We start from the raw sequence: 23,585 nt of genomic DNA, 5'->3' as shown, positions 1-23,585 counted from the left end.
CAGCCCGATACCATTATATGTAATCTTAACAGCGACACAAATGAGACTTATAATAACTGACTATCCGATTACCGGCAGTTTTCATGACAGTGAATCCGTCATGTATATCCACTTGCCTTCACTGAAGATAGCCCACTGTGTTGGATGCTTTGGCTGCTGGACACGGACTCCCGGCAAATGTGTCATCCATGACGATGCCCCGCAGGTATATACCGCCATTGCAAAGTGTGATACCGTACTTTACATAAGCCGTGTAGTATATGGCAGCTATGATGTTCCTATGAAAACCATGCTTGAACGGGCGATTCCTGTACAACAGGCCTTCATCCGTATTCACCAGAACGAGACACATCATATACACCGTAACCCCCGTCTCAAGAAAGCCACCATACTGGCTTATGGAGATTTGTCACCGGAAGAGCAGGAGATTTTCAGGGAGCTGGTCGGCCGGAACGCCAAGAACATGAACTTTGAGAGTTATGACATTATTTTCACCACAGCAGACAGATTGAATGAAACTGCTCAGCAAATCATCGGAAAATGGGAAAGATCATGATACTGAACGGTAGCCCGAGGGCTCCGAAATCGAACTCAAGACAATATGCAGAGATTTTTATCAAGCACTGCAAGGCGCCGGCCGAATACTTCGCTGTCTCCAAAACCAATCATGCGGCACTGTGCGAACGGCTGTCCGACTGTCAGGAACTGCTACTGGTATTTCCACTATATGCCGACTCACTTCCTTCCGGTCTATTGGCCTTTCTGAAATATCTGGAAGCCCATCCTCCAGTCCGAAAACCCGTAATCTCCGTACTGATCAATTGCGGTTTTCTTGAGCCTCAACAAAATGATACAGCACTCCGGATTATACAGTTCTTCTGCCGGAAGAACGGTTACCGGACAGGTTCCACCCTGTCGTTGGGAAGTGGAGAAGCCATTTTAAGGACACCGTTCAGGTATATGGCTATCCGGGCCATCAAGCAACTGGCCCGTTCCATGGCAACCGGCAATTACCGGAGCATCCAGACCACCATGCCCCTCTGCAAGCGGATTTTCATATGGGCTTCCACCCGTTACTGGATAGGGTACGGAAAGAAGTTCAACGTAAGTCGGGAACAGATGAAAACTACTGAGATAGAATGATTTTTCTCCCGCATCTGTGAGTATTGAATCTTATTCGAAGGAATTTTAAGCGAAGCGGTCCTGCTGCAGGTTGTGTTACCAACCTCACAGCAGGACCGCTTTATTTCTATTGCATGAAATCAATATTCAAAGGTAATTCCAAGCGTAGGCAGCAACGTACCGCTTTCCTGCTTGATGGACTTCATCACGTAACGCTGCGGGTCGGAAGGATCCACCTGTCCCGTACTCATCAGCACATCGGGCTGACGAAGCTTGCTCGCCGTAATGTTCTGAATATCGAGATAAATGCCGAACATGCATTTTTTCCAGTAAAAGGTCTTGTCCACCCGCACATCCAGTTGTCCGAATGCCGGAAGGCGCTCCGTATTGTACCGGCTATAATCGTAATATCCCCTGCCGGAAGCATTCCACGCTTCAATCAGTGAAGACTTGTCTTCATCATAAGGAGTATAAGGAGAACCGCCTATGCAGCTCAGTTTCATACCGACACTCCACTGTTTGGGGAAGTTATACGTTCCGCTCACATTGAAGATGAAACGGTTGTCCCAGGCCGAAGGGACATAATCTCCTTCATTGCCGTTGCGGAACTCGCTCTTGAATACCGTCAGAGAAGAAGACAGGTTCAGACGCTGCACCAGCAGCCACTTGAACATCACTTCCACACCGTACGACCGGCCTTCGGCATTGGAATTCAGTGCCTCATTACCGATTACCCCATAATCGTTTCCCTTGCACGACAACGGAATACCGTCGGCCAGCGACAACGGCATCTGGTCATAATATTTATAAAAACCCTCTGCCGAAAGTTCCATATTCTCATTCGGATTCCACGTCAGTCCCACACTTTCCTGCGATACGGAAGTATACCGCAGATGACGGTTGACATACTCTCCGCTCTCTCCCTTGAAGCCCAGTGCCGTATAGGGAGGCAACTGATAATACAGTCCCATGTGTCCGCTCAGGAACAGTCCTTCGGCCAGACGGTACGACAAAGACAGACGGGGAGAGAGCTGCCGCCAGAGTTCCTTCATCCGGTCGCTGTAGTTATTGCCGTCGGTACGTACACCCAGCGAAGCCGTAAACCGCTCGTCGACGGAAGTATAATCGGCAGAAGCAAAAATACCCCACCGCAACATATCCAGCCCAGTATGATAGTCGAACACCCTCAGCCGGTCCGTAAACAATTTCTGGTAAGTCGTATTGGTATACTGCGAATAATTCAGTTCCGCCCCCGCATTCAGTTTCCATACCCCCAGCGTAGAAGTATTCTCCATCCGGAGCTTGGTTTCCTGTTCCACCGAGCGCAGGTTCATGGTCAGATTATCCTCAGTGCTCTCGTCATTGTCCTTATACTTGATATTCCGGTTGTTCAGATAACTGTGACTCAATGTCACCGTCTGCACGTGAGGCCCCGAATAATGCCGGTATACCCCACCCAGCGTAAATGTCTCCTGGTTGATAGTCGGCAAATAGCTCAAGAGGTATTCCGCATCCTCCCCATCAATATCAAGATTCAGTTTCATACGGTCAATTCCTCCCAGTCCCAGGAAAGTCAGTTCATTATGAGCATCAAAACGGGCTTTCACCTTAAAGGAAGCATCCGTATAGGCCGGAAGAAAAGGAAGTCCCAATACCTTGAACAACATCTGCAGATACGACTGACGGACCGAAACCAGGTAAGAAGTCTTCTTGCCCAAATGTCCGTTGGACGTCAGAGAAACCTCCGAAGCTCCCACCGTAGCCTTCAGCGAGTTATGCTCCATGTCACCGTCCTTCAGACTGAAGTCCAATACCGAACTCAGCGCATTTCCCCTGTCGGCCGGAAAGGCCCCACTGTAGAACTTCACACTCCGTATCAGATCGGCATCAATCAATCCCACCGGTCCGCCCGAAGCCCCCTGCGTACTGAAATGGTTGATGTTCGGGATTTCCACCCCATCCAGGTAAAAACGGTTTTCAGACGGTCCGCCGCCCCGCACAATCAGGTCGTTACGGTAACCGATCGGCGAAAAAGCTACTCCCGGATAGTTCTGTACCACCTTCGAAATGTCCCTGTTGGCGCCGGGAGCCTTCTCTATTTCCTGCACCCCGATTACCCGCAGACTGACAGGACTTTCTGCCACCCTCAGAAAAGGCGAAGCCGTTACGGTCACCCCCGCCAGTTGCGCATTCTCCTCTTCCAGTTCAAAGTCGACATGAGGCGTACGGTGATTCACCCGATACTCCGGCGACAAGGCTGTCTTATATCCCAGCATGGAAGCCTGCAGCCGGTAGATGCCCGGCGGCACATGATCAATAATGAAATGTCCCTCCCCATCGGTCGATGCACCGGTTCCCAGCCCCACCACCAGCACATTCACGAACTCCAGCGGCTCACGGGTCACCTTGTCCACCACCGTTCCTTCAATCCGGAACTGCTGGCCGTATGCCACCATACAGAAGCACATCACCCAGTTCAGTAAAAACAAGCGTTTAATCATAGTAAACAATAAAAAAAACGGATACAGATTTCACGGGGCAAGCCTTTCCTGCAAGCCGTCCATGGAATCCGTATCCGACAATAATAATATATTTAAAGGAGGAAATCTTATCAGTCTTTATTTTCCCAAGCAGTACGGATAGCCTCGGCTATTGCAGCAAACTCCTCGGCATCCAGTTTCAACTTCGGATTAGAAAAGAGCATATCCGACTCATTCTGCATCGGAATCAGATGAATGTGTGCATGAGGAACCTCCAGTCCGATTACCGCCTCGCCCACCTTGCGGCAAGGGAATGCCTTCTGGATAGCCAGCGCCACGTGTTTGGCAAACACATGCATCTCAGCCAGTTCCGCATCATCCAGATCGAAGATATAGTCTACCTCACGCTTCGGAATCACCAGCGTATGTCCCTTTGTCAACGGGTTGATATCCAAAAACGCATAAAACTTCTCATTTTCCGCTACCTTGTAGCTGGGAATCTCTCCCGCTACGATTTTACTGAATATTGTTGCCATAGCAATAACTGTATTAAATAAAACAAAGGCAAGCCCGCACAAAGCAGACCTGCCTCTATATTAAAATGATATACCTGTGATTTCCAGACTGATTTTACCCTGAGGGATTGTAATTTCGGCAATATCACCTACCTTCTTGCCCAGCAAGCCCTGAGCAATCGGAGTATTTACAGAAATCTTACCCTGCTTCAGATTAGCCTCTGTTTCCGATACGATAGTATAAGCCATCTTCATACCTGTCTTCACATTCTTCAATTCCACACGTGTCAAAATCTGTACAGTGTCTGCCTTCAGCTTCGAAGTATCGATGATCTTCGCATCGCTGATGGTAGCTTTCAGCTGGTTGATTTTCATCTCCAGCAATCCCTGTGCTTCCTTCGCTGCATCGTATTCTGCATTCTCCGACAAGTCACCCTTGTCACGGGCCTCTGCAATAGCTGCCACAATTTTCGGACGTTCAACCGCCTCCAAGTGTCTCAACTCGGCTACCAGCTGCTGATAGCCTTCTTCTGACATATACGCCATAATGTTAATCCTCCTATGTTTTCGTTATTAATAATTACTTCTTTATAAAACAAAAAAGAATCCCGGCACATAATGATATGCCGGAACCCTTCCATATATCCATTTTCTGCAAAGATACAACAAAAAACTGAGAATGAGGGCAGAATGATGAAAAATCTATGAGAATGAGCGGATTAATTGATTTAGTTAGATTCTCTGTGAAGACAACGGATGCCACAAGAAAGTCAGTTGAAGCAAGAGTTGCGTTACTATCTCGTTACTCTTTTTGCTGGCGATGAGGTCTGAAAAGCCCGTGAGGAAATGGCTGTAAACTATCGGAATACAGTGTTTCAGAAGGTAAAATTAGGGTAATGGCTGATTATGCCTGCGGGAAAAGGACGAAAAAGACATGAAGCGGATGCGATTGCGCCGATGTGCTGCGGTTTGCTTACAGCCTTTCAGCTCTACAGAAACTAATTTTGCAATTAAAAAACGTAGAGTATGAGCAGAAGCACTTTCAGGGTGTTGTTCTACCTCAAGCGCAACGCGCCGAAAAAGAACGGAATGATTCCCGTGATGTGCCGCATCACGGTGAACGGAAAGGTATCACAGTTCAGCAGCAAGCTGGACGTGGAGGAAAAGATGTGGAACGTGGAACTGGGCAAGCTGACAGGCCGCAGCCTCGTGGCACAGGAGGGCAACCGTATGCTGGACAAGATACGGCTTGGCATCAACAAGGCGTATCAGGAAGTGTGCGACACCGACGGGTATGTCACGGCGGAGAAGGTGCGCAACGCCTATCTGGGGCTGGGTCAGAACCACAAGACCCTGCTGGCCGTGTTCAAGCAGCACAACGAGGACTATGCAAAGCAGGTAGGCAAGATGAAGAGCGAGCGCAGCTACTGGAAATACTGCGTGGTATATAACCACCTGTCGGAGTTCATCAAGCAGCGCTACAAGATGAGCGACATCGCCCTGCGTGAGCTGACACCCGCCTTCATCACCGACTTCGAGCTGTTCCTCCGCACGGAGAAGAACCACTGCACCAACACCGTGTGGTCGTACATGATGCCTTTCCGCAGCATCATCTTCACCGCCATCAACAACGGTTGGCTGGCGCGTGACCCCTTCTATGCCTACCACATCACGAAGGAAGAGACCAAGCGTGGCTTCCTGTCCAAGGAGGAGATTACGGCACTCATCAACGGCACGTTCAAGAAGAAAAGCTATGAACTTATCCGGGACCTCTTCATCTTCTGCTGCTTCACGGGACTGAGCTGGCGGGACATGTACAACCTGACGGAAGAGAACCTGCAGACCTCCTTCGACGGCCACCTGTGGATAAAGACCAACCGCCAGAAGACTGGCGTGGAGTCGAACATCCGCCTGCTCGACGTGCCCAAGCACATCATCGAGAAGTACAGCGGCATGGCAGAAGACGGACGGCTGTTGCCCGTCCCATGTTATGGGAACTGCAAGAACGGCATCAAGGCGATAGCCAAACTTTGCGGCATCAACAAGAACGTCACATGGCACCAGAGCCGCCACTCGTATGCCACCACCATCTGCCTCTCCAACGGTGTGCCGATTGAGACCCTGTCGAAGATGATGGGCCATACCAGCATCCGCAGCACGCAGATTTATGCGAAGATTACCGCCGAGAAGGTAAGCAACGACATGGAACGCCTGTCCAAGCAGATAGAGTCCATGGAGCAGTTCATTTGTCAGACCATCTAACACGGAACGCCATGAGAAGAACTATCAGAATAGACGAGCACGGCCACGTGCGCATGGAGGGCAACCCGCAGGAAGAAGTATGGATGACCCTCGCCGAGATAGCCGACCTGTTCAACCTCCCTGCCGCCACCGTAGGCAGGGAGATAAAGGCCATCCGCAAGACGGGTGTGTTGGTGGACTATGAGGCGTGCAAGTATATCCGCAAGGCGGACGGCTGTTCCGTGGACATCTACCACTGGGACATCATCGTCGCCTTGGCCTATCGTATAAACACTTTCTATGCCCACGCCTTCCGCAAGTGGCTGAAAGAGACAGCGACAAGAGAAAAGGATAAAGAGGTGCACCAAGCCATCATCATTCCCCTGTGGACTTTCGGGAATAACTGAAAGGACAGACAGAAACAACAAACGAAAAAGACGGACGGACAATCCCACTCATCAGGGTTGCCCGTCCGTCTTTTTTGTTCCAATACATGCTTATACATCCGCCTTGCGGTAGTTCGTCTCCAACAGCCGTTGTATGTCATACTCCCTGTAGAGAGCCTTGCCGCCAAGCAGGATGAACGGCAGCACACGGTTGTTGCGCAGGTTCTGCAAGGTGCGGCGGCTCACCTTCAAAACTTCCGCCACCTCCTTGTCCGTCAGGTAACGGTCACCGTTCAGCGGAGGCGTATATTCCTGCAGGAAGCGGTTTATCCTGCGATGGCTGTTTTTAAGCGAGAGGAGCATGTCCGCCACCTGTCCCTGCTCCAGCGTGAGAATCTCCTGCTTCATAGGCTGGTCTCCCTGCTGTCCGCAACAAGGTTTGCCACATCCTCCCTGCGGTAATAAAACTTCTTGCCAATCTGCGAGCAGGCAATCAATCCCTTGTCTCGCATCGTTTGCAAGGTTCTCGGAGTGAGGCGCAGCAGCCGGCAAACCTCCTCGTTGTCCATCCACTTCGCCATGCGCCTGTCCTTCTCACGACCGCACAGGCGGTTCACTTTTTCCGTCAGCGACGAGACATCCGTCATCAGTGCCTCGAACGCCTTTCTTTCAATGATTACTACTTCCATGATTCTGAGTGTTGCTGTGATTGTCGGTGCAAAGTTACGCTGCGACCTCCTAAAACCACTCATTTCCAGCGCAGGTGGCTGCATCTGGAACCGAAAGATGAGCCATCTTGTGCCAGTTGCAAGAAAATCATCTATGAGTCATCTATGAGTCATAAGTTTGCACTTTCCATACCCTGTAATTTTGCAGCAGAAACAAGAAAAACAGTATTGATTATGAACGTAATAATGATAGAAAGTGCCGCCTTTCAGGAATTGGTCGGACACATCGAGAAGATAGCGGAGCACATCCGCAAGTATGAGGACAGACAGCCCGTGCAATCACAGGAACGGTGGCTGACCAGCAAGGAGGTGACCGCCCTGCTCGGCATCAGCCTGCGCACCCTGCAACGCTACCGTGACGAGGGGCGCATCCCCTTCTCGCTGATGGGGCGCACCTGCCGCTACCGCCTCACGGACGTGGAGCACATGATGAAGGAATGCTCCATGAGCGGCAACGCAGAGTGCATCGGCGAACTGCACAGGCAGTATATGGTAAGGACAGGCAAGAAAACATAAAACGGAAAAGAAGATGGATACCTACAAGATAGAACGGCTGTTCCACCTCCTCATGGAACGGCTCGACAGACACGAGAAGATGCTCGACGACCTGCTCTTTCGCAGCCAGCGGAAGTCGCCGAATCAGGAGGAAGGCACGGAGTGCCGACTGTACAACGGCGAACGCCTCTACGACAACCAGGACCTCTGTCTGATGCTACAAGTCAGCAAACGGTCGCTGCAACGTTACCGTACACTGGGCATCCTGCCCTACCTCATGCTCCGGCAGAAGACCTACTACAAGGAGTCGGACGTGGAGAAGTTCCTCTCGGAGCATATTGACTGTTTCCAGAAAGAGAAGATGGCGGACTACAAGGCCCGCATCCGATAACAATCAATGTATCACAATTAAAAGTCAATCAAGATGGCAAAGAAAAAAAACGAAAAAGACGTGCTGATAGTCCGTGATGAAAAGACGGGCGAAATCAGCGTGGTGGCCGGATTACAGGCGGACGGCACCCCCAGACGCACACCGCCAAAGATGGAGAACGCACAGGATTTTCTGCAGTTTGACAAGAACGGCGACGTGCTCGACAATTTCTTCCGCAACTTCTTTCGGCAGTGCAAGGAACCTAGCCGATTCGGTTTCTACCGTATTGCGGCAGACCAGGCGGAGAACCTGCTCGGCGTGATGAAGGAACTGCTGAAAGACCCCGTGGCCAATGCCGACCTGCTCGCACCCCACAAAGTGGATACCTCTGCCTACGAAAAACAGGTGGCGCAGGAACAGAAGGCACAGGAAGAGCAGAAGAAAAAACAGAATCAGACAAACAATGTAGAACCCCAAAAACAAGAAAACATGGAACAGAAACAACAGGAAAACGTGCAGCAGAACGCACCAGAGAACAAACCAGAGAACAAACAAGAGAACAAGCAAAAGCAAGGCTACCAGCCCATCGACGAAAGCCGCATCGACTGGCAGGCTTTGGAAAAGAACTGGGGCGTGAAGCGTGAGGAGCTGGAGCAGTCCGGTGACCTGCAGAAGATGCTTAACTACGGCAAGTCCGACCTCGTGCGTGTCACGCCCAACTTCGGAGGAGAGTCGTTCAGCCTCGATGCCCGCCTCTCCTTCCGCAAGGACGACGACGGCAACGTGCGTCTCGTTCCCCACTTCATCCGCAAGGAGCAGAAGCTCGATGAGTACAAGGGTCACAAGTTCACCCCGGAAGAGAAGAAAGCCCTGAAGGAGACAGGCAACCTCGGAAGAATCGTGGACTTGGTGGACAAGGCCACGGGCGAGATAACCCCTTCTTTCATCAGCATCGACCGCAAGACCAACGAGATTACCGACATGCCCGCCGCCCGCATCCGCATTCCTGAACGTATCGGCAAGACGGAGATCACCCCTAGGGAGCGTGAGATGCTCCGTGCCGGACTGCCCGTCAAGGACAAGCTCATCGAGCGCAACGACGGCCGCAAGTTCGTCACCACCCTGCAGGTGAACGTGGAGCAGCGAGGCGTGGAGTTCGTGCCCGGCACGGGTAAGTCGCCCCGTACCGTGGAGGAGCAGAGCAACAAGGAATCCCAAAAGGTGGAACAGTCAGCACCGCAACAGGAACCCGGCAAGCAACGTCGCAATACATGGACCAACGAGGATGGCAGCATCCGCCCTATCACCAAGTGGAAGGGTGTGCCCTTCACCGAGGAGCAGAAAGCCGACTACGTGGCGGGCAAGACCGTCAAGCTGGAGAACGTGCCCGACGACAAGGGCGTACCCTCCACCATGTACCTCCGCTTCAATCCCGACAAAGGCCGTCCCTACCGCTACGACACCAATCCCGATAACGCCCAGAAGGTAGCTCCGGCAAACGAGAGCCGCACGCAGGTGGCCGTCAACAGTCAGGGCAAGACCAACGAAGCGACCAAGAATGTCAACGAGCCGCTGCAGAAGGGACAGACTGCCCCGAAGGACGACATCCAGCAGAAGCAGGAGAAACGCAAGAGCAAAGGCATGAAGGTATGAGCCTGAGTGCCACCACTGAATCCACAATTATCCCAAACATGAGAATAGAAACAATAGGTAAAAACAGAAAAAAGTAAATCAGTATGAAGACGATTATCGCAGAGAAGCCCTCCGTGGCACGTGAGATAGCCCGCATCGTGGGTGCGACCAAGAGAGAAGAAGGTTATTTTTCTGGCAACGGATATGCCGTCACCTGGGCCTACGGGCACCTGGTTCAACTCACCATGCCCGAAGGCTACGGCATCCACGGCTTCGCCCGTGAGCACCTGCCCATCCTGCCCGACACCTTCACCCTGCAACCCCGTCACACCAAGACGGAGAAGGGCTACAAGCCCGACCCCAGTGTCGTCACGCAGATACGCATCGTGGGCAGGCTCTTCAGCGAGAGCGAACAGATTGTGGTGGCCACCGATGCCGGACGCGAGGGCGAGCTCATCTTCCGCTACCTCTACAGCTACCTGAACTGCCGCACGCCCTTCGTGCGCCTGTGGATCAGCTCCCTCACCGACAAGGCCATCCGCGAGGGGCTGCGCCACCTCGAAGAGGGCAACCGCTACGACCGCCTCTACCATGCCGCCAAGGCACGCAGTGAGGCCGACTGGCTGGTGGGCATCAACGCCACGCAGGCCATGACCATCGCCGCAGGCAGGGGCACCTACTCCCTCGGACGTGTGCAGACACCCACGCTGGCCATGGTGTGCGCCCGCTACTGGGAGCACAAGCGCTTCACACCCGAAGCCTTTTGGCAGGTGCATCTGTCTGTGGAAGGCACAGGGGAACAGACGGTGAAGTTCTCTTCTTTGGAGAAATGGAAGGAGAAATCCCCTGCGGAGCATATATATAATAAGGTAAAAGCGCAGCCCTCCCTGTTTGTCACCAAGGTGGAGTGCAAGGAGAAGGTGGAGGAAACGCCGCTGCTCTACGACCTCACCACCCTGCAGAAGGAAGCCAACGCCAAGCACGGCTTCACGGCGGAGAAGACACTGGAGATAGCGCAGAAGCTCTACGAGAAGAAGCTCATCACTTATCCGCGCACCGGCAGCCGCTACATCCCCGAAGATGTCTTTGCTGAAATTCCCAAGCTGCTCACCTTCCTCGGCGGCTATCCCGAATGGATTGGCAAGGTGCCCCATAGGGACAGGCTGACCCGCCGCAGCGTGGATGGCAGCAAGGTGACCGACCACCACGCCCTGCTCGTCACAGGCGAGAAACCGCTCTTCCTCTCTAAGGAGGACAACACCATCTATCAGATGATAGCCGGGCGCATGGTGGAAGCCTTCTCCGACAAGTGCGTCAAGGAACTCACCACCGTCACCGCCCTCAGCGGCGAGGCGGAGTTTGCCGTCAAAGGCTGTGTCATCCGTCAGGCAGGATGGCGTGCCGTGCTGGGCGAAGAGAGCGAGGAGCAGGTGCTTCCGCCTTGGAAGAGCGGCGACACCCTTGCCGTATGCGGCATCAGCCTCACAGAGGGCAAAACCAAGCCGAAGCCCCTGCATACCGAAGCCACCCTGCTCTCGGCAATGGAGACGGCAGGCAAAGACGTGGAGGACGAGGAGGTGCGTCAGGCCATGAAGGAATGCGGTATTGGCACTCCCGCCACCCGTGCCGCCATCATCGAGACCCTCTTTGCCCGCGGCTACGTGCAGCGTTGCAAGAAATCGCTCGTGCCTACTGAGAAGGGGCTGGCTCTCTACTCCGTGGTGAAAGGGATGCGCATTGCCGATGCCGCCCTCACGGGAGAGTGGGAACGTGAGCTGACACGCATCGAGCATGGGGAGAAGGAAGCCTCCGCCTTCCATGAGGAGATAGAGCGATATACCACGGAAATCACCGCCGAACTGCTCTCTTGCGACAAGATTTTCGGGCATAAGCCATCCGGCTGCAACTGCCCCAAGTGCGGCAAGGGGCAGATGCAGTTCTACGGCAAGGTGGTGCGTTGCGACAATCCCGAATGCGGTTTGCCCGTGTTCCGCCAGAAAGCCAGCCGCAACCTGATGGACGAGGAGATCAAGGAACTGCTCACTACCGGGAAGACCGCCCTGCTGAAAGGCTTCAAGAGCAAGCAAGGCAAGAGTTTCGATGCCATTATCGCCTTTGATGCCGACTATAACACGGTATTTATCTTCCCCGAAGTGAAAAACAAGGGAAAACATTCCCCGAAGAGGAAATAAATGAGTACCTTCGCCACTGAATCAAAGTCGAATCGTTGGTTTTGAACCTTCGTTTTCTCGCCATGGCAATGATTATGCGAGCTTATCATTGCTCATCTAGCTTAGCGAAAACGTTCTTGTTCTTCTAAGACCGGACTGATTTACTTGGATTTAGTGGTGGCACTTCGGGAGGGATACCCGGAGTGCTTTTTTCTTTCATCCGCATTTTATTATCCACTAAATCCAAGAATAGACATGAACAAGAATGAAAAGAAGCGGAAAGAGCTGTCGTACTACCACCTCTATCTGCAAAAGCACCTTCAAGAGAACCATTTTGAGCAGGCCGGTGATGCCTCCTTCATCGAGACCCGTGCCGACCTGGCCGCAACCGCCTACGAGCAGGCACGCCGTGAGGGCTATCCCATAGCGGGAGCGCAGGAACTGGCGATGCAGACCCTGCTGAAAGGGCTGCACCACTCCAAATACGCCATCCTGCGTGAGGTCATCACGAACGAGTTTGCCTACGAAATCCCAGAAACGCAGCAGGAAGCCTTTACCGCGAAGCTGCTGCCCTTGGTGGACAACGTGTTTTCCATCTACGACCTGTCCGACGACCATTTCGCCCAGTCGTTGGACTATGACCTGCTGTACAGCGAGCTGACGGGAGCTGTCGTACTCTATCTGGCCGAGTATGGCGTTTAACCGCAAGCAGCGACTGAGGGACAACATCGAGGCGATACGGACGGCCTTCCTCCTTGACCGGGAAGAGCGCACCCCCACCGAGGCCGAGCGCGGCACACTGCGCAGCTACTGCGGCTTCGGAGGCTTGAAGTGTATCCTGAATCCCGCCAAGGAACTGATGGATGCCGTCCACTGGGCGAAATCCGACCTCGAACTGTTTGCCCCTACCGTGGAATTGCACAGGCTGATACGGGATAACAGCCGGAACGACTTGGAGTACAAACGGTTTGTGGATTCGCTGAAAGCGTCCGTGCTGACAGCCTTCTACACACCGAAAGAGATAACAGACACCATAGCCGATGTGTTGGCGGATTACAGTGTCCGCCCGTCGCGTGTGCTGGAGCCGTCGGCCGGTGTCGGCGTTTTCGTGGACGCCGTGCTGCGGCACAATCCTGATGCGGATGTGATGGCATTTGAAAAAGACCTCCTCACGGGTACTATCCTGCGACAGCTTCACCCCGACAAAAAGATGCGCATAGACGGTTTCGAGAAAATCGAAAAACCGTTCAACAACTATTTCGACTTGGCGGTGTCCAACATCCCGTTTGGTGACATAGCCGTGTTTGACGCTGAATTTCAAAGGAGCGAATCTTTCGGCAGACGCTCGGCACAGAAAGCCATCCACAACTATTTTTTCCTAAAAGGACTGGACACGGTGCGCGACGGCGGCATCGTGGCTTTCATCACGTCGCAGGGAATGCTGAACAGTTCCAAGACCTCCGTGCGCAACGAACTTTTCAGTCAGGCGAATCTGGTATCGGCAATCCGCCTGCCCAACAACCTGTTTTCGGACAACGCGGGGACAGAGGTAGGCAGCGACCTGATAATCCTGCAAAAGAACTTGCACAAGACAGAACTGTCACAGGATGAACGGCTGCTGACCGTGATACAGACGGATACGAAGACAAACCTGACGGACAACGCCTATTTCATCCACCATCCCGAACGTATCGTGCATACGACCGCGAAACTTGATACCGACCCTTACGGCAAGCCCGCTATGGTCTATCTGCACGAGGGCAAAACCGCAGGCATCGCCGGGGATTTGCGCCGTATGCTTGACGAGGACTGTCATTTCAGGCTTGCCATGCGCCTGTATTCGGGCGCAATTGGGCAGGTATGGGAACGGCTTGCCGTTGAAGCAAAGGTGGAACCCCAAACTGCAAAGCTGGAAACGGTATCTTCGGCACGGGCAGAAGAAATCCACGTGGATAAACCGCAGACACAACCGATAAAGGAAAAACCGGAAATAGAGCCACGCCAACAAAATCACTCGGCAGCCGTGCAGCTCACCCTGCTTGACCTTTGGGGAATGCCCATAGAAGAACCTGTCAAAAAGAAAAAGACGGCGAAGAAAGGAAACACGACAAAACGAGCTATACCTAATCCCAAGCCGCAGGTTACGGCTGTACCTCCTGTTGAAACCGACAAAACTGTAAACGGGAACAAGGAAACAAAGTCGGAGAATACCGTTAAACAAAGCGACCCTGACGATATTTATGCCACACTGGACTGGGAAACCAATCCTCCCATCAATGGCTTTTACGAGATGATGATGGGTTTGACACCGGAACGGCGAAAGGAGCTTCGAAGGCTGGCTGCGGAACATCAGGAGAAACAACGGGTGGACGGCACGGATGTAAAAGCCGCTCCTGCCATACCGGAAAAAGAAGCGAGGAAACAGCCCGAAGCACAGCAGGAAGTCACCCCCGATCACGTTACGGACAATAATGCAAGTGTGAAACCGGCGACTTCCCTTTTCCCGGAATTTGAAACGGAAAAGCCGAAGGAGGAACCTCTCGACCTTTCTCCCCGTCCGTTTAATGGTATGCTGGAGCCGCACCACCGTGACGGCTCGATGGTGTTGGACGCTTCACGCAATCTCGGCTACCTGAAAGACATCACGCCTTACGGCGCGACATTCCAGCCGCTTGACCTGACCGGTTACCAGAAGGAGAAAGCTATGCTGTATGTGTCGCTCCGTGACACATACGAGCGTTTATACAACTACGAAGCGGAGTATCACGATGAAGGGGTGGCGCAACGTGAGGCGTTGAACACCTGCTACGACGAGTTTGTCATGCGTTATGGCAACCTCAACGCCAAACAAAACGTGAAGTTAGTGATGATGGATGCCGGCGGGCGCGACATCCTTTCGCTGGAACGTGCGGAGGACGGCAAGTTTGTCAAGGCGGACATCTTCGAGCGTCCCGTTTCCTTCTCGGTGGAGAATCACGCCAATGTCGGTTCTCCCGAAGAAGCCTTGTCCGCTTCGCTCAACAAGTTCGGTACGGTCAATCTCGACTATATGCGGGAGATCACCGACAGTACTGAAGAGGAGCTGCTCAATGCCCTCAAAGGACGTGTCTTCTACAATCCGCTCGTAACCGGTTACGAGATTAAAGACCGCTTCATTGCGGGGAACGTGATAGAGAAAGCGGAACGCATAGAGGCATGGATGGAAAATAATACGGAAAGCGAAAGATTGTCGGATGTGAAACAGGCTTTGGAGGCTTTGAAAGAAGCCGAACCGCAGCGTATCGCCTTTGAAGATCTTGACTTCAACTTCGGTGAACGCTGGATTCCCACGGGAGTGTATGCCGCCTACATGAGCCATCTTTTCGGTACGGACGTGAAAATCGCCTATTCCGCCAGCATGGACGAATTTTCTGTGGCGTGCGGCTACCGCACCATGAAGATCACGGATGAGTTTCTGGTGAAGGGCTATTACCGGAACTATGACGGTATGCACCTGTTGAAACACGCCTTGCACAACACCTGTCCGGACATGATGAAGTCCATAGGCAATGACGAACATGGTAACGATATCAAGGTGCGTGACAGCGAAGGTATCCAGCTTGCCAACGCCAAGATTGACGAGATTCGCAACGGGTTCTCCGAATGGCTCGAAGAGCAGTCGCCGCAATTCAAGGAACGGCTTACAACGATGTACAATCGCAAGTTCAATTGTTTCGTGCGCCCGAAGTATGACGGCTCGCACCAGACCTTCCCCGACCTCAACCTGAAGGGGCTGGCAAGCCGTGGTATTCAAAGCGTTTATCCATCGCAAAAGGATTGCGTCTGGATGATAAAACAGAACGGCGGCGGGATCTGCGACCACGAGGTTGGAACCGGTAAAACGCTGATAATGTGCATTGCAGCGCATGAAATGAAACGTCTGAACTTGGCACACAAGCCGATGATTATCGGGCTGAAAGCCAATGTGGCGGAGATTGCTGCCACTTATCAGGCTGCCTATCCGAATGCCCGCATCCTCTACGCTTCGGAAAAGGACTTCTCGACCGCCAACCGTGTGCGTTTCTTCAACAACATCAAGAACAATGACTATGATTGCGTCATTATGTCGCACGACCAGTTCGGGAAAATACCTCAGTCGCCGGAGTTGCAGCAGCGCATACTGCAAGCGGAACTTGACACGGTGGAGGAAAATCTCGAAGTCCTGCGGCAGCAGGGCAAGAACGTGTCGCGGGCGATGCTGAAAGGGCTGGAGAAACGCAAACACAACCTTGAAGCGAAGCTGGAGAAGGTGGAACACGCCATCAAGTCGCGCACGGATGACGTGGTGGACTTCAAGCAGATGGGTATCGACCATATCTTCATTGACGAATCGCACCAATTTAAGAACTTGACTTTCAACACCCGGCATGACCGTGTGGCGGGGTTGGGAAACTCGGAAGGGAGCCAGAAAGCCCTGAATATGCTCTTTGCAATACGCACCATACAGGAGCGCACTGGCAAGGACTTGGGGGCGACATTCCTCTCCGGTACGACCATATCCAACAGCCTGACGGAATTGTACCTGCTCTTCAAGTATCTGCGTCCCAAGGAACTGGAACGGCAGGACATCCGCTGCTTCGACGCATGGGCGGCTATTTTCGCCAAGAAGACAACCGACTTCGAGTTCAACGTGACAAACAACGTGGTGCAGAAGGAACGTTTCCGCTACTTCATCAAAGTGCCGGAGCTTGCCGCCTTCTACAATGAGATCACCGACTACCGCACGGCGGAGGACGTGGGTGTGGATCGTCCGCACAAGAACGAGATACTGCACCACATACCGCCGACACCTGACCAAGAATATTTCATCAAACAGCTGATGGAATTTGCGAAGACTGGCGACGCCACGTTGTTGGGCAGGTTGCCGCTGTCTGAAACGGAGGAGAAGGCAAAGATGCTCATCGCTACCGACTACGCGCGGAAGATGGCTTTGGATATGCGCATGATAGATCCCAATTACGAAGACCACCCCGACAACAAGGCGAGCCACTGCGCCAAGATGATAGCTGAGTATTACCATAAATACGACGCGCAGAAAGGCACGCAGTTCGTTTTCTCGGATTTGGGTACATACCAGCCGGGCGACGGGTGGAACGTGTACAGCGAGATAAAGCGAAAACTGACGGAGGATTACGGCATACCGGCAAGCGAGGTGCGCTTCATTCAGGAGTGCAAGACGGACAAGGCTCGCAAAGCAGTGATAGACGCCATGAACGCCGGGACGGTGCGTGTATTGTTCGGTTCCACCTCTATGCTCGGAACGGGCGTGAACGCGCAGAAACGGTGTGTCGCCATCCATCATTTGGATACACCGTGGCGACCGTCTGATCTGCAACAGCGTGACGGACGTGGAGTTAGAGCCGGCAATGAGATTGCCAAACATTTTGCCGGAAACAACGTGGATGTCATCATTTACGCCGTGGAGAAGTCACTGGACAGCTACAAGTTCAACCTGCTGCACTGCAAGCAGACGTTCATCTCGCAGCTCAAAAGCGGGGCTATGGGCGCACGTACCATCGACGAGGGGGCTATGGACGAGAAATCGGGCATGAACTTCTCGGAGTATATGGCATTGCTTTCCGGCAATACCGACCTGCTTGACAAAGCGAAGTTGGAGAAGCGTATCGCCTCACTCGAAGGGGAACGCAAGTCGTTCAACAAGGGCAAGCGGGATTCGGAGTTCAAACTGGAATCCAAGACGGGAGAACTGCGTAACAACACGGCTTTCATTGATGCCATGACGGAGGACTGGAACAGGTTTCTTTCGGTTGTGCGGACGGATAATGAGGGCAATCGCCTGAATACCGTCAAGGTGGACGGCGTGGATTCAACCGACGAGAAGGTTCTCGGAAAGCGTTTGCAGGAAATCGCCAAGAACGCCACGACGGGCGGACTGTACAAGGCTGTCGGGGAACTTTACGGTTTTCCGATAAAGGTGGTCAGTGAGCGGATTCTCAAAGAAGGACTGGAGTTTACCGACAACCGCTTTGTGGTGGAGGGAAACTATAAGTACACCTACAACAACGGGCATCTGGCGATGGCAGACCCGATAGCCGCCGCACGTAACTTCCTGAACGCATTGGAGAGGATTCCGTCCATCATCGACCAGTACAAGGCAAAGAACGAGGTGCTGGAAAAGGAGATTCCGCAGTTGCAGGAGATAGCGGGCAAGGTGTGGAAGAAGGAAGACGAACTGAAACAGTTGAAATCCGAACTTGCCGCGCTTGACCGTAAGATTCAGTTGGAGCTTGCACCGCCTACACCGGAAGTTGCCGAAAAGGAGAATGAAAGGCAGGAGGTCAAGCCGGATGCAAGTAGTGTACGGTACGAATCATCACAACATACTGAAAATGCTCCGCAGATACACAGCCCAGCGAATGATCGACCTTCGTCTGGCAACTCCATTGCCAACCATATCGTCATTGGACGTCAGGGATTATATACAAGAGAGGAAAACCGCTCGAAAGGAATAAAAATATAATCCAGATTAAAGAGGTTGTCTAACAAATCTGAATTTTACGATTTCACCCCGTCAGAATAAGCTCTGACAGGGGTGATTTTCATTTTCGGGGACTTATTAGACAGCCTCTTTTTGCATTGAGATACGAGACTTTAGATATTGTGATAGGTTAAAAAAAAGAAAAATTCGATGAAAAAAACGCACGATTATTTGGTTGATTCAATCGTTTATCGTAATTTTGCGATGAATTAAAAATGAGAAGTGATTATGGCATATAGTAAAGCACAGCATTTTGAAGACCGGGACGTGATGGCAGCCCGTTTTGCAAAGGCTCTGAGCCACCCGGCACGAATAGCAATCGTAAGGTTGTTGGCTAACCATAATGCCTGTTGTTATTGTGGAGACTTGACAACGGAATTGCCAATCGCGCAGTCTACCATATCACAGCATTTGAAGGTACTGAAAGATGTAGGTCTGATAGACGGCGAGATAGCTCCACCAAAGGTTTGCTATCGTATTAACCGTGAAAGCCTGCTTTTGGCAAAGAAGTTGTTTTCAGAACTCTTATGATTTGAATAAGAGTTTTTTTATTGGTATATAACATCGTATTTTTACGATATAAAATAAACTATGGAACAGATAACGGCAAAAAGAGAAAAAAGAAAATCACTGCTGAGAATAGCAATCCCTATCATATTATCATCCTGTCTTCAGATCTCATACGATATTACGGATATGTTCTGGGTCGGGAAACTGGGAAGCGGAGAAGTGGCTGCTGTTGGAACAGCCGGATTTTATATCAAGTTGGGTTGGTCTTTGATAAGCGTGATAACCATTGGTACCATGGTATCGGTTTCACACAGTATAGGGGCTGAAAAGAAGGACAGAATACAACACTTCATATCATGCGGAATACGCAGTACATTCGTGTTGGGGATATTCTATGCCCTGTTCGTCTTTATGCTGGCAGAGCCTCTTATATCCCTTTTCAATATCGAAAGACCGGAAGTAAACACGATGGCTCAGAACTATCTGAGGATAAGCAGTATCACTGTTCTTATCATGTTTATGAACCTTTTGTTTACCGCCATTATAGACGCACACGGAAAGACACAGTTCTCGTTCAGGGCGGTACTTTATGGGAATATCGTCAATATCATTCTTGACCCTCTGTTTATATTTTATTTCGGACTGGGAGTGGAAGGTGCGGCATGGGCTACGGCATTTTCACAGTGGGGTGCCATGATGTATGCGATATATCTTCTCAGACATAGGCTTGAACTTACCTTGAGTATAAAAGCGGTACCCCGCAAGTTTCTCAGGAAAATACTTGGAATAGGCACAGCACCTGCCATGCAGCGTATTTTGTTCTCGCTTATCGGTATAGCCATCGGGCGTATAGTAAGTATATGGGGAACAGATGCAATAGCCGCACAGAAGCTGGGTCTTCAGATAGAGTCGCTTTCGTTTCTTCTTATGAACGGTCTTATGCAGGCAACCTCCATACTGATAGGGCAATATTACGGGGAAAGGAATACGGATATGATTAGGAAATGCTATCGTACAAGCATCAGGCTTGGATATTGTATTTCCATACCTGCCACATTCATATTTTTAGCTTTCCCGGAAACCATACTGTCATTTTTCGTGAAGGAGGCTGCCACCATAGAAATAGGCAGTGCCTATCTGCGTATAGTCGGCTTCTCACAGCTGTTTGCCACACTTGAAATACTCACTTCGGGAGCTTATACCGGACAGGGGCTTACCAAATATCCTGCAACCGTGAGCATCGTGTTCACCACAATGAGGATACCTCTTGCCCTTCTGCTTGGCAAAAGTATGGGAATGGGAATAGATGGTGTCTGGTGGAGCATATCGCTTACTAGCGTGATAAAGGGCATTGTACTTTATCTATTATATAGAAAAAGGGAAAAGGAACTTGAAGAATCAAACATACAATATAGCAGTATATGAATACACAGGATTTTTGCTTTATACTTAAACAGAACAGCCATCTGCTTAGAGAGGGGTGTTTCGGACTTGAAAAGGAAAATGTCAGGGTCAATCAGGACGGTACGCTTGCCCTGACTCCACACCCGGCAGTATTTGGCGACAAGGGGAAGCACCCTTATATAACCACCGACTTTTCAGAGAGTCAGGTGGAAATGATAACTCCGCCGCTGCCAAGTGTAGGAGAGGCTTTGGGATTTATGGAAACGCTGCACGATGTGGTTACGGAGAATATCGGCGATGAGCTTCTCTGGCCTCAGAGCCTTCCTCCTGTATTGAAGGAGAATCAGGAGATACCCATTGCACATTATTCGGGAGAGTTCAAGGACAAGGAGTATTACCGTCAGAAACTTGCCGGAACCTACGGAAAGGAAAGGCAGCTTATTTCGGGAATACACTTCAATTTCTCTTTTTCGGAAAAACTGATGGACGTTCTGCTAAAAAGCGGTGTTTGCGGCAGCTCTATGGAGGAGGTCAGGGAAACGGTATATTTTCGTGTGGTAAGGAACTTTCTCAAATACCGCTGGCTTTTTATCTGGCTGTACGGTGAATCTCCGCTTGCAGAAGAAACCCTGAATGTGATTTCGCTTAAAACGGGAGAAAAGCAGCCCATGAAGTGTGGGGTAAGCCTCAGTCTGAGGACAAGTCCATTAGGGTATCGTAACCGTGAGGAGTTCTTCATCGATTATTCCTCACTTGAAGCCTATAATATGTCTATTGACAAACTGATAAGGGAAAACCGTATTGACGGACCTCACGAGCTTTATCTTCCGGTCCGTATCAAGTTTCTGGAAAAGGATAATGGTTCTCCTTCTTATATTGAGGTACGAATTGTGGATCTTGACCCGTTTACAAAATCGGGGGTATGTGCAAGTGCCATTTATTTTTCTCACCTTCTGCTTGTCTATTCTCTGCTGAAGGAGGAGAACGGAAGTCTTACGGAGGAAGAACTGCAAAGGGCAACACGTAATCAGGATATGGCTTCATGCTATGGAAGAGACGAAAAGAAGGAGTTGAAATGCTGCTCGACCACTGTACAGCAGAAAGCTACTTCTATTTTAGAAGATATGGAGAGAATTCTCTCAGAATATGGGGTGCTTGACGATGAAATCTACCGTCAGGAGATGCAGCATAATCTGTACCTTGTACAGAATCCTGAGAAGCGTATAGGCATGGTACTGTATGAGAACATAAACAGGGTGGGGTTTGTACCGTTCCATCTGGAAAAGGCAAGACAGTATAGGGAAACCACCATAAGCGGAGGTTACAGATTTCATGGACTGGAGGATATGGAAATGTCCACACAGCTTCTGCTGAAGGCTGCAATACTTAAAGGGATAGGTTTTGAAATACTTGACCGTAAGGAAAATTTCATACGTCTGTTTGACGGTAAAAAGGAAGAATATGTGATGCAGGCAACCAAGACCTCTCTGGACTCATACGTGTCTGTACTGATGATGGAAAATAAGGTGGTAACGAAGAAGGTGCTGGAACGTGCCGGAATAAGCGTGCCGGGCGGTTATGAATACACGTCACCGGAGGCAGGTATGGCAGACTACCGCCTGTATGCAGGGAAACCTGTGGTAATCAAGCCTAAGTCCACCAATTTCGGATTGGGTATAACCATACTGAAGCACAACTATGATGAAACGGACTTCAAGGCAGCCTTGCAGATAGCCTTTGAGCATGACAACACGGTGCTTATAGAGAAGTTCATACCGGGAAGGGAATTCAGGATATTCATCATCAATGATGAAGTGGTAGGTATCCTTCACCGTGTTCCGGCAAATGTGACGGGTGACGGTGTTCTGAATATCGGACAACTGATAGACAGGAAGAATGAAGATCCGCTCAGAGGTAAAGGATATCGCACCCCTTTGGAGAAAATCAGAAAGGGGCGTGAGGAAGAAATGTTTCTGAAGCAGCAGGGAATGGATTTCAACACTGTACCCAAAGAGAGGGAAGTGGTCTATCTTCGTGAGAACTCCAATATCAGTACGGGAGGAGACAGCATAGATTTTACAGACGATATAGACGATTCGTACAAGGCTATTGCTGTGGAAGCTGCAAAAGCTCTGAACGTGAAGATTACCGGACTGGATATGATGATACAGGATATTCATGCTCCTGCCACACCGGATAACTATGCGATCATTGAAATGAACTTCAATCCTGCCATACATATACACTGTTATCCGTTCAAGGGCAAGAACAGACACCTGAACCATAAGATGATCAAGGCTTTGGGATTTTAAAGACAGTGCAGACAATAAAAAGGATATGACCTATCCTTTTTATTATAGGTTTAACCAACGTATATTTACGATTTAAATATATATAATCACATGGAACATATTACATACATCGGAGAAGTTGTTGAAAAGTTGGCGGATTATTCATCATTCCCTGAACTTTTCATCAAATATGAAGAAGGAGACCCGATACCTTCAGGTAAAGCCATACATGAGATAATAGAACTTTGCCGTGCAGTCCTGTTTCCGGGGTATTATGGAAATCATACGGTAAACAGCCAGACACTCACATTTCATCTTGGGGTGACACTGGAGAAGCTGAGCAATATCCTGACGCAGCAGATACAGGCGGGTATGCTCTTCGGAAATGAGAACATGAAGGAAAGGATAAAGGGAACTCCCTGCTGCCAGACGGCAAGAAAGTATGCCGAGAGGTTCATACGGAGCCTTCCCGAAATGAGAAGGGTGCTGGCAACGGACATTCATGCAGCCTTTGACGGAGATCCGGCAGCGACCTGTATCGGGGAGATAATATCCTGCTATCCTGCCATCAGAGTCATTTCAAACCACAGGATTGCCCACGAACTATATAAAATGGAGATACCGCTCATACCGAGAATTATCAGTGAGCTTGCCCATTTTGAGACAGGGATAGATATTCATCCGGGGGCTGAGATAGGAGAA

The 23,585-nt window shown here is 50.9% G+C and carries 19 protein-coding genes; 14 read left to right on the top strand and 5 right to left on the bottom strand.

Annotated features, from left to right (window positions below):
• The first annotated feature begins 40 nt into the window (after nucleotides 1–40).
• Complete coding sequence (locus tag H3001_RS14915; RefSeq protein ID WP_181215357.1) at nucleotides 41–556, top strand: NAD(P)H-dependent oxidoreductase; 516 nt, start codon at nucleotides 41–43, stop codon at nucleotides 554–556.
• Nucleotides 541–1,143, top strand: a complete 603-nt coding sequence (locus tag H3001_RS14910; protein WP_181215356.1) for a hypothetical protein — start codon at nucleotides 541–543, stop codon at nucleotides 1,141–1,143. The genes H3001_RS14915 and H3001_RS14910 overlap by 16 nt, the downstream gene beginning before the upstream one ends.
• A gap of 119 nt (nucleotides 1,144–1,262) precedes the next feature.
• Here the strand turns inward: H3001_RS14910 and H3001_RS14905 are convergent, their stop codons facing one another.
• The 3 genes from H3001_RS14905 to greA all read right to left on the bottom strand — a co-directional run bounded on the left by H3001_RS14905 (nucleotide 1,263) and on the right by greA (nucleotide 4,663).
• A complete protein-coding gene (locus tag H3001_RS14905) occupies nucleotides 1,263–3,590 on the bottom strand; it encodes a TonB-dependent receptor (RefSeq protein ID WP_246368638.1) in 2,328 nt (775 codons plus the stop codon).
• 143 nt (nucleotides 3,591–3,733) lie between these two features.
• Nucleotides 3,734–4,138 carry an HIT family protein gene (locus H3001_RS14900; RefSeq protein ID WP_181215354.1) on the bottom strand — a complete coding sequence of 135 codons (405 nt, stop codon included), beginning with the start codon at nucleotides 4,136–4,138 and terminating at the stop codon, nucleotides 3,734–3,736.
• Between the two features lie 60 nt (nucleotides 4,139–4,198).
• Entirely contained in the window at nucleotides 4,199–4,663 is a 465-nt protein-coding gene (gene greA / locus H3001_RS14895; RefSeq protein ID WP_181215353.1) for a transcription elongation factor GreA, read from the bottom strand.
• Nucleotides 4,664–5,143: 480 nt separating this feature from the next.
• Here greA and H3001_RS14890 point away from each other — a divergent pair, with 480 nt between their 5' ends.
• Together H3001_RS14890 and H3001_RS14885 are read left to right on the top strand one after the other, a co-directional pair.
• Nucleotides 5,144–6,379, top strand: a complete 1,236-nt coding sequence (locus tag H3001_RS14890) for a site-specific integrase (RefSeq protein WP_117795638.1) — start codon at nucleotides 5,144–5,146, stop codon at nucleotides 6,377–6,379.
• An 11-nt stretch (nucleotides 6,380–6,390) separates the two neighbouring features.
• Entirely contained in the window at nucleotides 6,391–6,765 is a 375-nt protein-coding gene (locus H3001_RS14885) for a RhuM protein (protein ID WP_147340856.1), read from the top strand.
• A gap of 90 nt (nucleotides 6,766–6,855) precedes the next feature.
• Here the strand turns inward: H3001_RS14885 and H3001_RS14880 are convergent, their stop codons facing one another.
• Together H3001_RS14880 and H3001_RS14875 are read right to left on the bottom strand one after the other, a co-directional pair.
• The gene (locus H3001_RS14880) at nucleotides 6,856–7,107 is read right to left on the bottom strand and encodes a helix-turn-helix domain-containing protein (RefSeq protein ID WP_244947308.1); all 252 of its coding nucleotides are present in this window, start codon (nucleotides 7,105–7,107) and stop codon (nucleotides 6,856–6,858) included.
• Nucleotides 7,108–7,148: 41 nt separating this feature from the next.
• The gene (locus H3001_RS14875; RefSeq protein WP_117795644.1) at nucleotides 7,149–7,433 is read right to left on the bottom strand and encodes a helix-turn-helix domain-containing protein; all 285 of its coding nucleotides are present in this window, start codon (nucleotides 7,431–7,433) and stop codon (nucleotides 7,149–7,151) included.
• A gap of 213 nt (nucleotides 7,434–7,646) precedes the next feature.
• Between H3001_RS14875 and H3001_RS14870 the strand changes: the two genes are divergently transcribed.
• The 10 genes from H3001_RS14870 to H3001_RS14825 form a co-directional block, all read left to right on the top strand.
• The gene (locus H3001_RS14870) at nucleotides 7,647–7,988 is read left to right on the top strand and encodes a helix-turn-helix domain-containing protein (RefSeq protein WP_181215352.1); all 342 of its coding nucleotides are present in this window, start codon (nucleotides 7,647–7,649) and stop codon (nucleotides 7,986–7,988) included.
• Nucleotides 7,989–8,001: 13 nt separating this feature from the next.
• Nucleotides 8,002–8,358, top strand: a complete 357-nt coding sequence (locus tag H3001_RS14865) for a helix-turn-helix domain-containing protein (protein ID WP_246368636.1) — start codon at nucleotides 8,002–8,004, stop codon at nucleotides 8,356–8,358.
• Between the two features lie 33 nt (nucleotides 8,359–8,391).
• Nucleotides 8,392–9,990 carry a DUF3945 domain-containing protein gene (locus H3001_RS14860; RefSeq protein ID WP_117795648.1) on the top strand — a complete coding sequence of 533 codons (1,599 nt, stop codon included), beginning with the start codon at nucleotides 8,392–8,394 and terminating at the stop codon, nucleotides 9,988–9,990.
• Nucleotides 9,991–10,073: 83 nt separating this feature from the next.
• The gene (locus H3001_RS14855; protein WP_117795650.1) at nucleotides 10,074–12,161 is read left to right on the top strand and encodes a type IA DNA topoisomerase; all 2,088 of its coding nucleotides are present in this window, start codon (nucleotides 10,074–10,076) and stop codon (nucleotides 12,159–12,161) included.
• A gap of 153 nt (nucleotides 12,162–12,314) precedes the next feature.
• A complete protein-coding gene (locus tag H3001_RS14850; protein ID WP_374938031.1) occupies nucleotides 12,315–12,842 on the top strand; it encodes a DUF1896 domain-containing protein in 528 nt (175 codons plus the stop codon).
• Entirely contained in the window at nucleotides 12,832–18,660 is a 5,829-nt protein-coding gene (locus H3001_RS14845) for an N-6 DNA methylase (protein WP_181215351.1), read from the top strand. The genes H3001_RS14850 and H3001_RS14845 overlap by 11 nt, the downstream gene beginning before the upstream one ends.
• 246 nt (nucleotides 18,661–18,906) lie before the next feature.
• Nucleotides 18,907–19,209 (top strand): ArsR/SmtB family transcription factor, encoded by a 303-nt coding sequence (locus H3001_RS14840; RefSeq protein ID WP_143868559.1) that lies wholly within the window; start codon nucleotides 18,907–18,909, stop codon nucleotides 19,207–19,209.
• A gap of 60 nt (nucleotides 19,210–19,269) precedes the next feature.
• Complete coding sequence (locus H3001_RS14835; RefSeq protein WP_032585415.1) at nucleotides 19,270–20,613, top strand: MATE family efflux transporter; 1,344 nt, start codon at nucleotides 19,270–19,272, stop codon at nucleotides 20,611–20,613.
• Nucleotides 20,610–22,904 carry a bifunctional glutamate--cysteine ligase GshA/glutathione synthetase GshB gene (gene gshAB / locus H3001_RS14830; RefSeq protein ID WP_032585417.1) on the top strand — a complete coding sequence of 765 codons (2,295 nt, stop codon included), beginning with the start codon at nucleotides 20,610–20,612 and terminating at the stop codon, nucleotides 22,902–22,904. Before H3001_RS14835 ends, gshAB begins: the two co-directional genes overlap by 4 nt.
• 90 nt (nucleotides 22,905–22,994) lie before the next feature.
• Nucleotides 22,995–23,585: serine O-acetyltransferase (locus H3001_RS14825; RefSeq protein WP_181215350.1), on the top strand; the 591-nt coding region annotated here is incomplete at its 3' end.

This window comes from Phocaeicola faecicola, from assembly GCF_013618865.1.
Lineage (GTDB): Bacteria > Bacteroidota > Bacteroidia > Bacteroidales > Bacteroidaceae > Phocaeicola > Phocaeicola faecicola.
Note: the sequence above shows the minus strand (reverse complement) of the source record. Positions and strands in the feature narration are given on the sequence as shown.

Excerpts from the sequence above, each read along its gene's own strand:
- H3001_RS14835 (WP_032585415.1), top strand. The coding sequence starts at position 19,270 with ATGGAACAGATAACGGCAAAAAGAGAAAAAAGAAAATCACTGCTGAGA.
- H3001_RS14860 (WP_117795648.1), top strand. The coding sequence starts at position 8,392 with ATGGCAAAGAAAAAAAACGAAAAAGACGTGCTGATAGTCCGTGATGAA.
- H3001_RS14880 (WP_244947308.1), bottom strand. The coding sequence starts at position 7,107 with ATGCTCCTCTCGCTTAAAAACAGCCATCGCAGGATAAACCGCTTCCTG.
- greA (WP_181215353.1), bottom strand. The coding sequence starts at position 4,663 with ATGGCGTATATGTCAGAAGAAGGCTATCAGCAGCTGGTAGCCGAGTTG.
- H3001_RS14915 (WP_181215357.1), top strand. The coding sequence starts at position 41 with ATGAGACTTATAATAACTGACTATCCGATTACCGGCAGTTTTCATGAC.
- H3001_RS14840 (WP_143868559.1), top strand. The coding sequence starts at position 18,907 with ATGGCATATAGTAAAGCACAGCATTTTGAAGACCGGGACGTGATGGCA.
- H3001_RS14900 (WP_181215354.1), bottom strand. The coding sequence starts at position 4,138 with ATGGCAACAATATTCAGTAAAATCGTAGCGGGAGAGATTCCCAGCTAC.
- H3001_RS14870 (WP_181215352.1), top strand. The coding sequence starts at position 7,647 with ATGAACGTAATAATGATAGAAAGTGCCGCCTTTCAGGAATTGGTCGGA.
- H3001_RS14905 (WP_246368638.1), bottom strand. The coding sequence starts at position 3,590 with ATGTGCTTCTGTATGGTGGCATACGGCCAGCAGTTCCGGATTGAAGGA.
- H3001_RS14890 (WP_117795638.1), top strand. The coding sequence starts at position 5,144 with ATGAGCAGAAGCACTTTCAGGGTGTTGTTCTACCTCAAGCGCAACGCG.
- H3001_RS14855 (WP_117795650.1), top strand. The coding sequence starts at position 10,074 with ATGAAGACGATTATCGCAGAGAAGCCCTCCGTGGCACGTGAGATAGCC.
- gshAB (WP_032585417.1), top strand. The coding sequence starts at position 20,610 with ATGAATACACAGGATTTTTGCTTTATACTTAAACAGAACAGCCATCTG.
- H3001_RS14885 (WP_147340856.1), top strand. The coding sequence starts at position 6,391 with ATGAGAAGAACTATCAGAATAGACGAGCACGGCCACGTGCGCATGGAG.
- H3001_RS14910 (WP_181215356.1), top strand. The coding sequence starts at position 541 with ATGGGAAAGATCATGATACTGAACGGTAGCCCGAGGGCTCCGAAATCG.
- H3001_RS14845 (WP_181215351.1), top strand. The coding sequence starts at position 12,832 with ATGGCGTTTAACCGCAAGCAGCGACTGAGGGACAACATCGAGGCGATA.
- H3001_RS14865 (WP_246368636.1), top strand. The coding sequence starts at position 8,002 with ATGGATACCTACAAGATAGAACGGCTGTTCCACCTCCTCATGGAACGG.
- H3001_RS14875 (WP_117795644.1), bottom strand. The coding sequence starts at position 7,433 with ATGGAAGTAGTAATCATTGAAAGAAAGGCGTTCGAGGCACTGATGACG.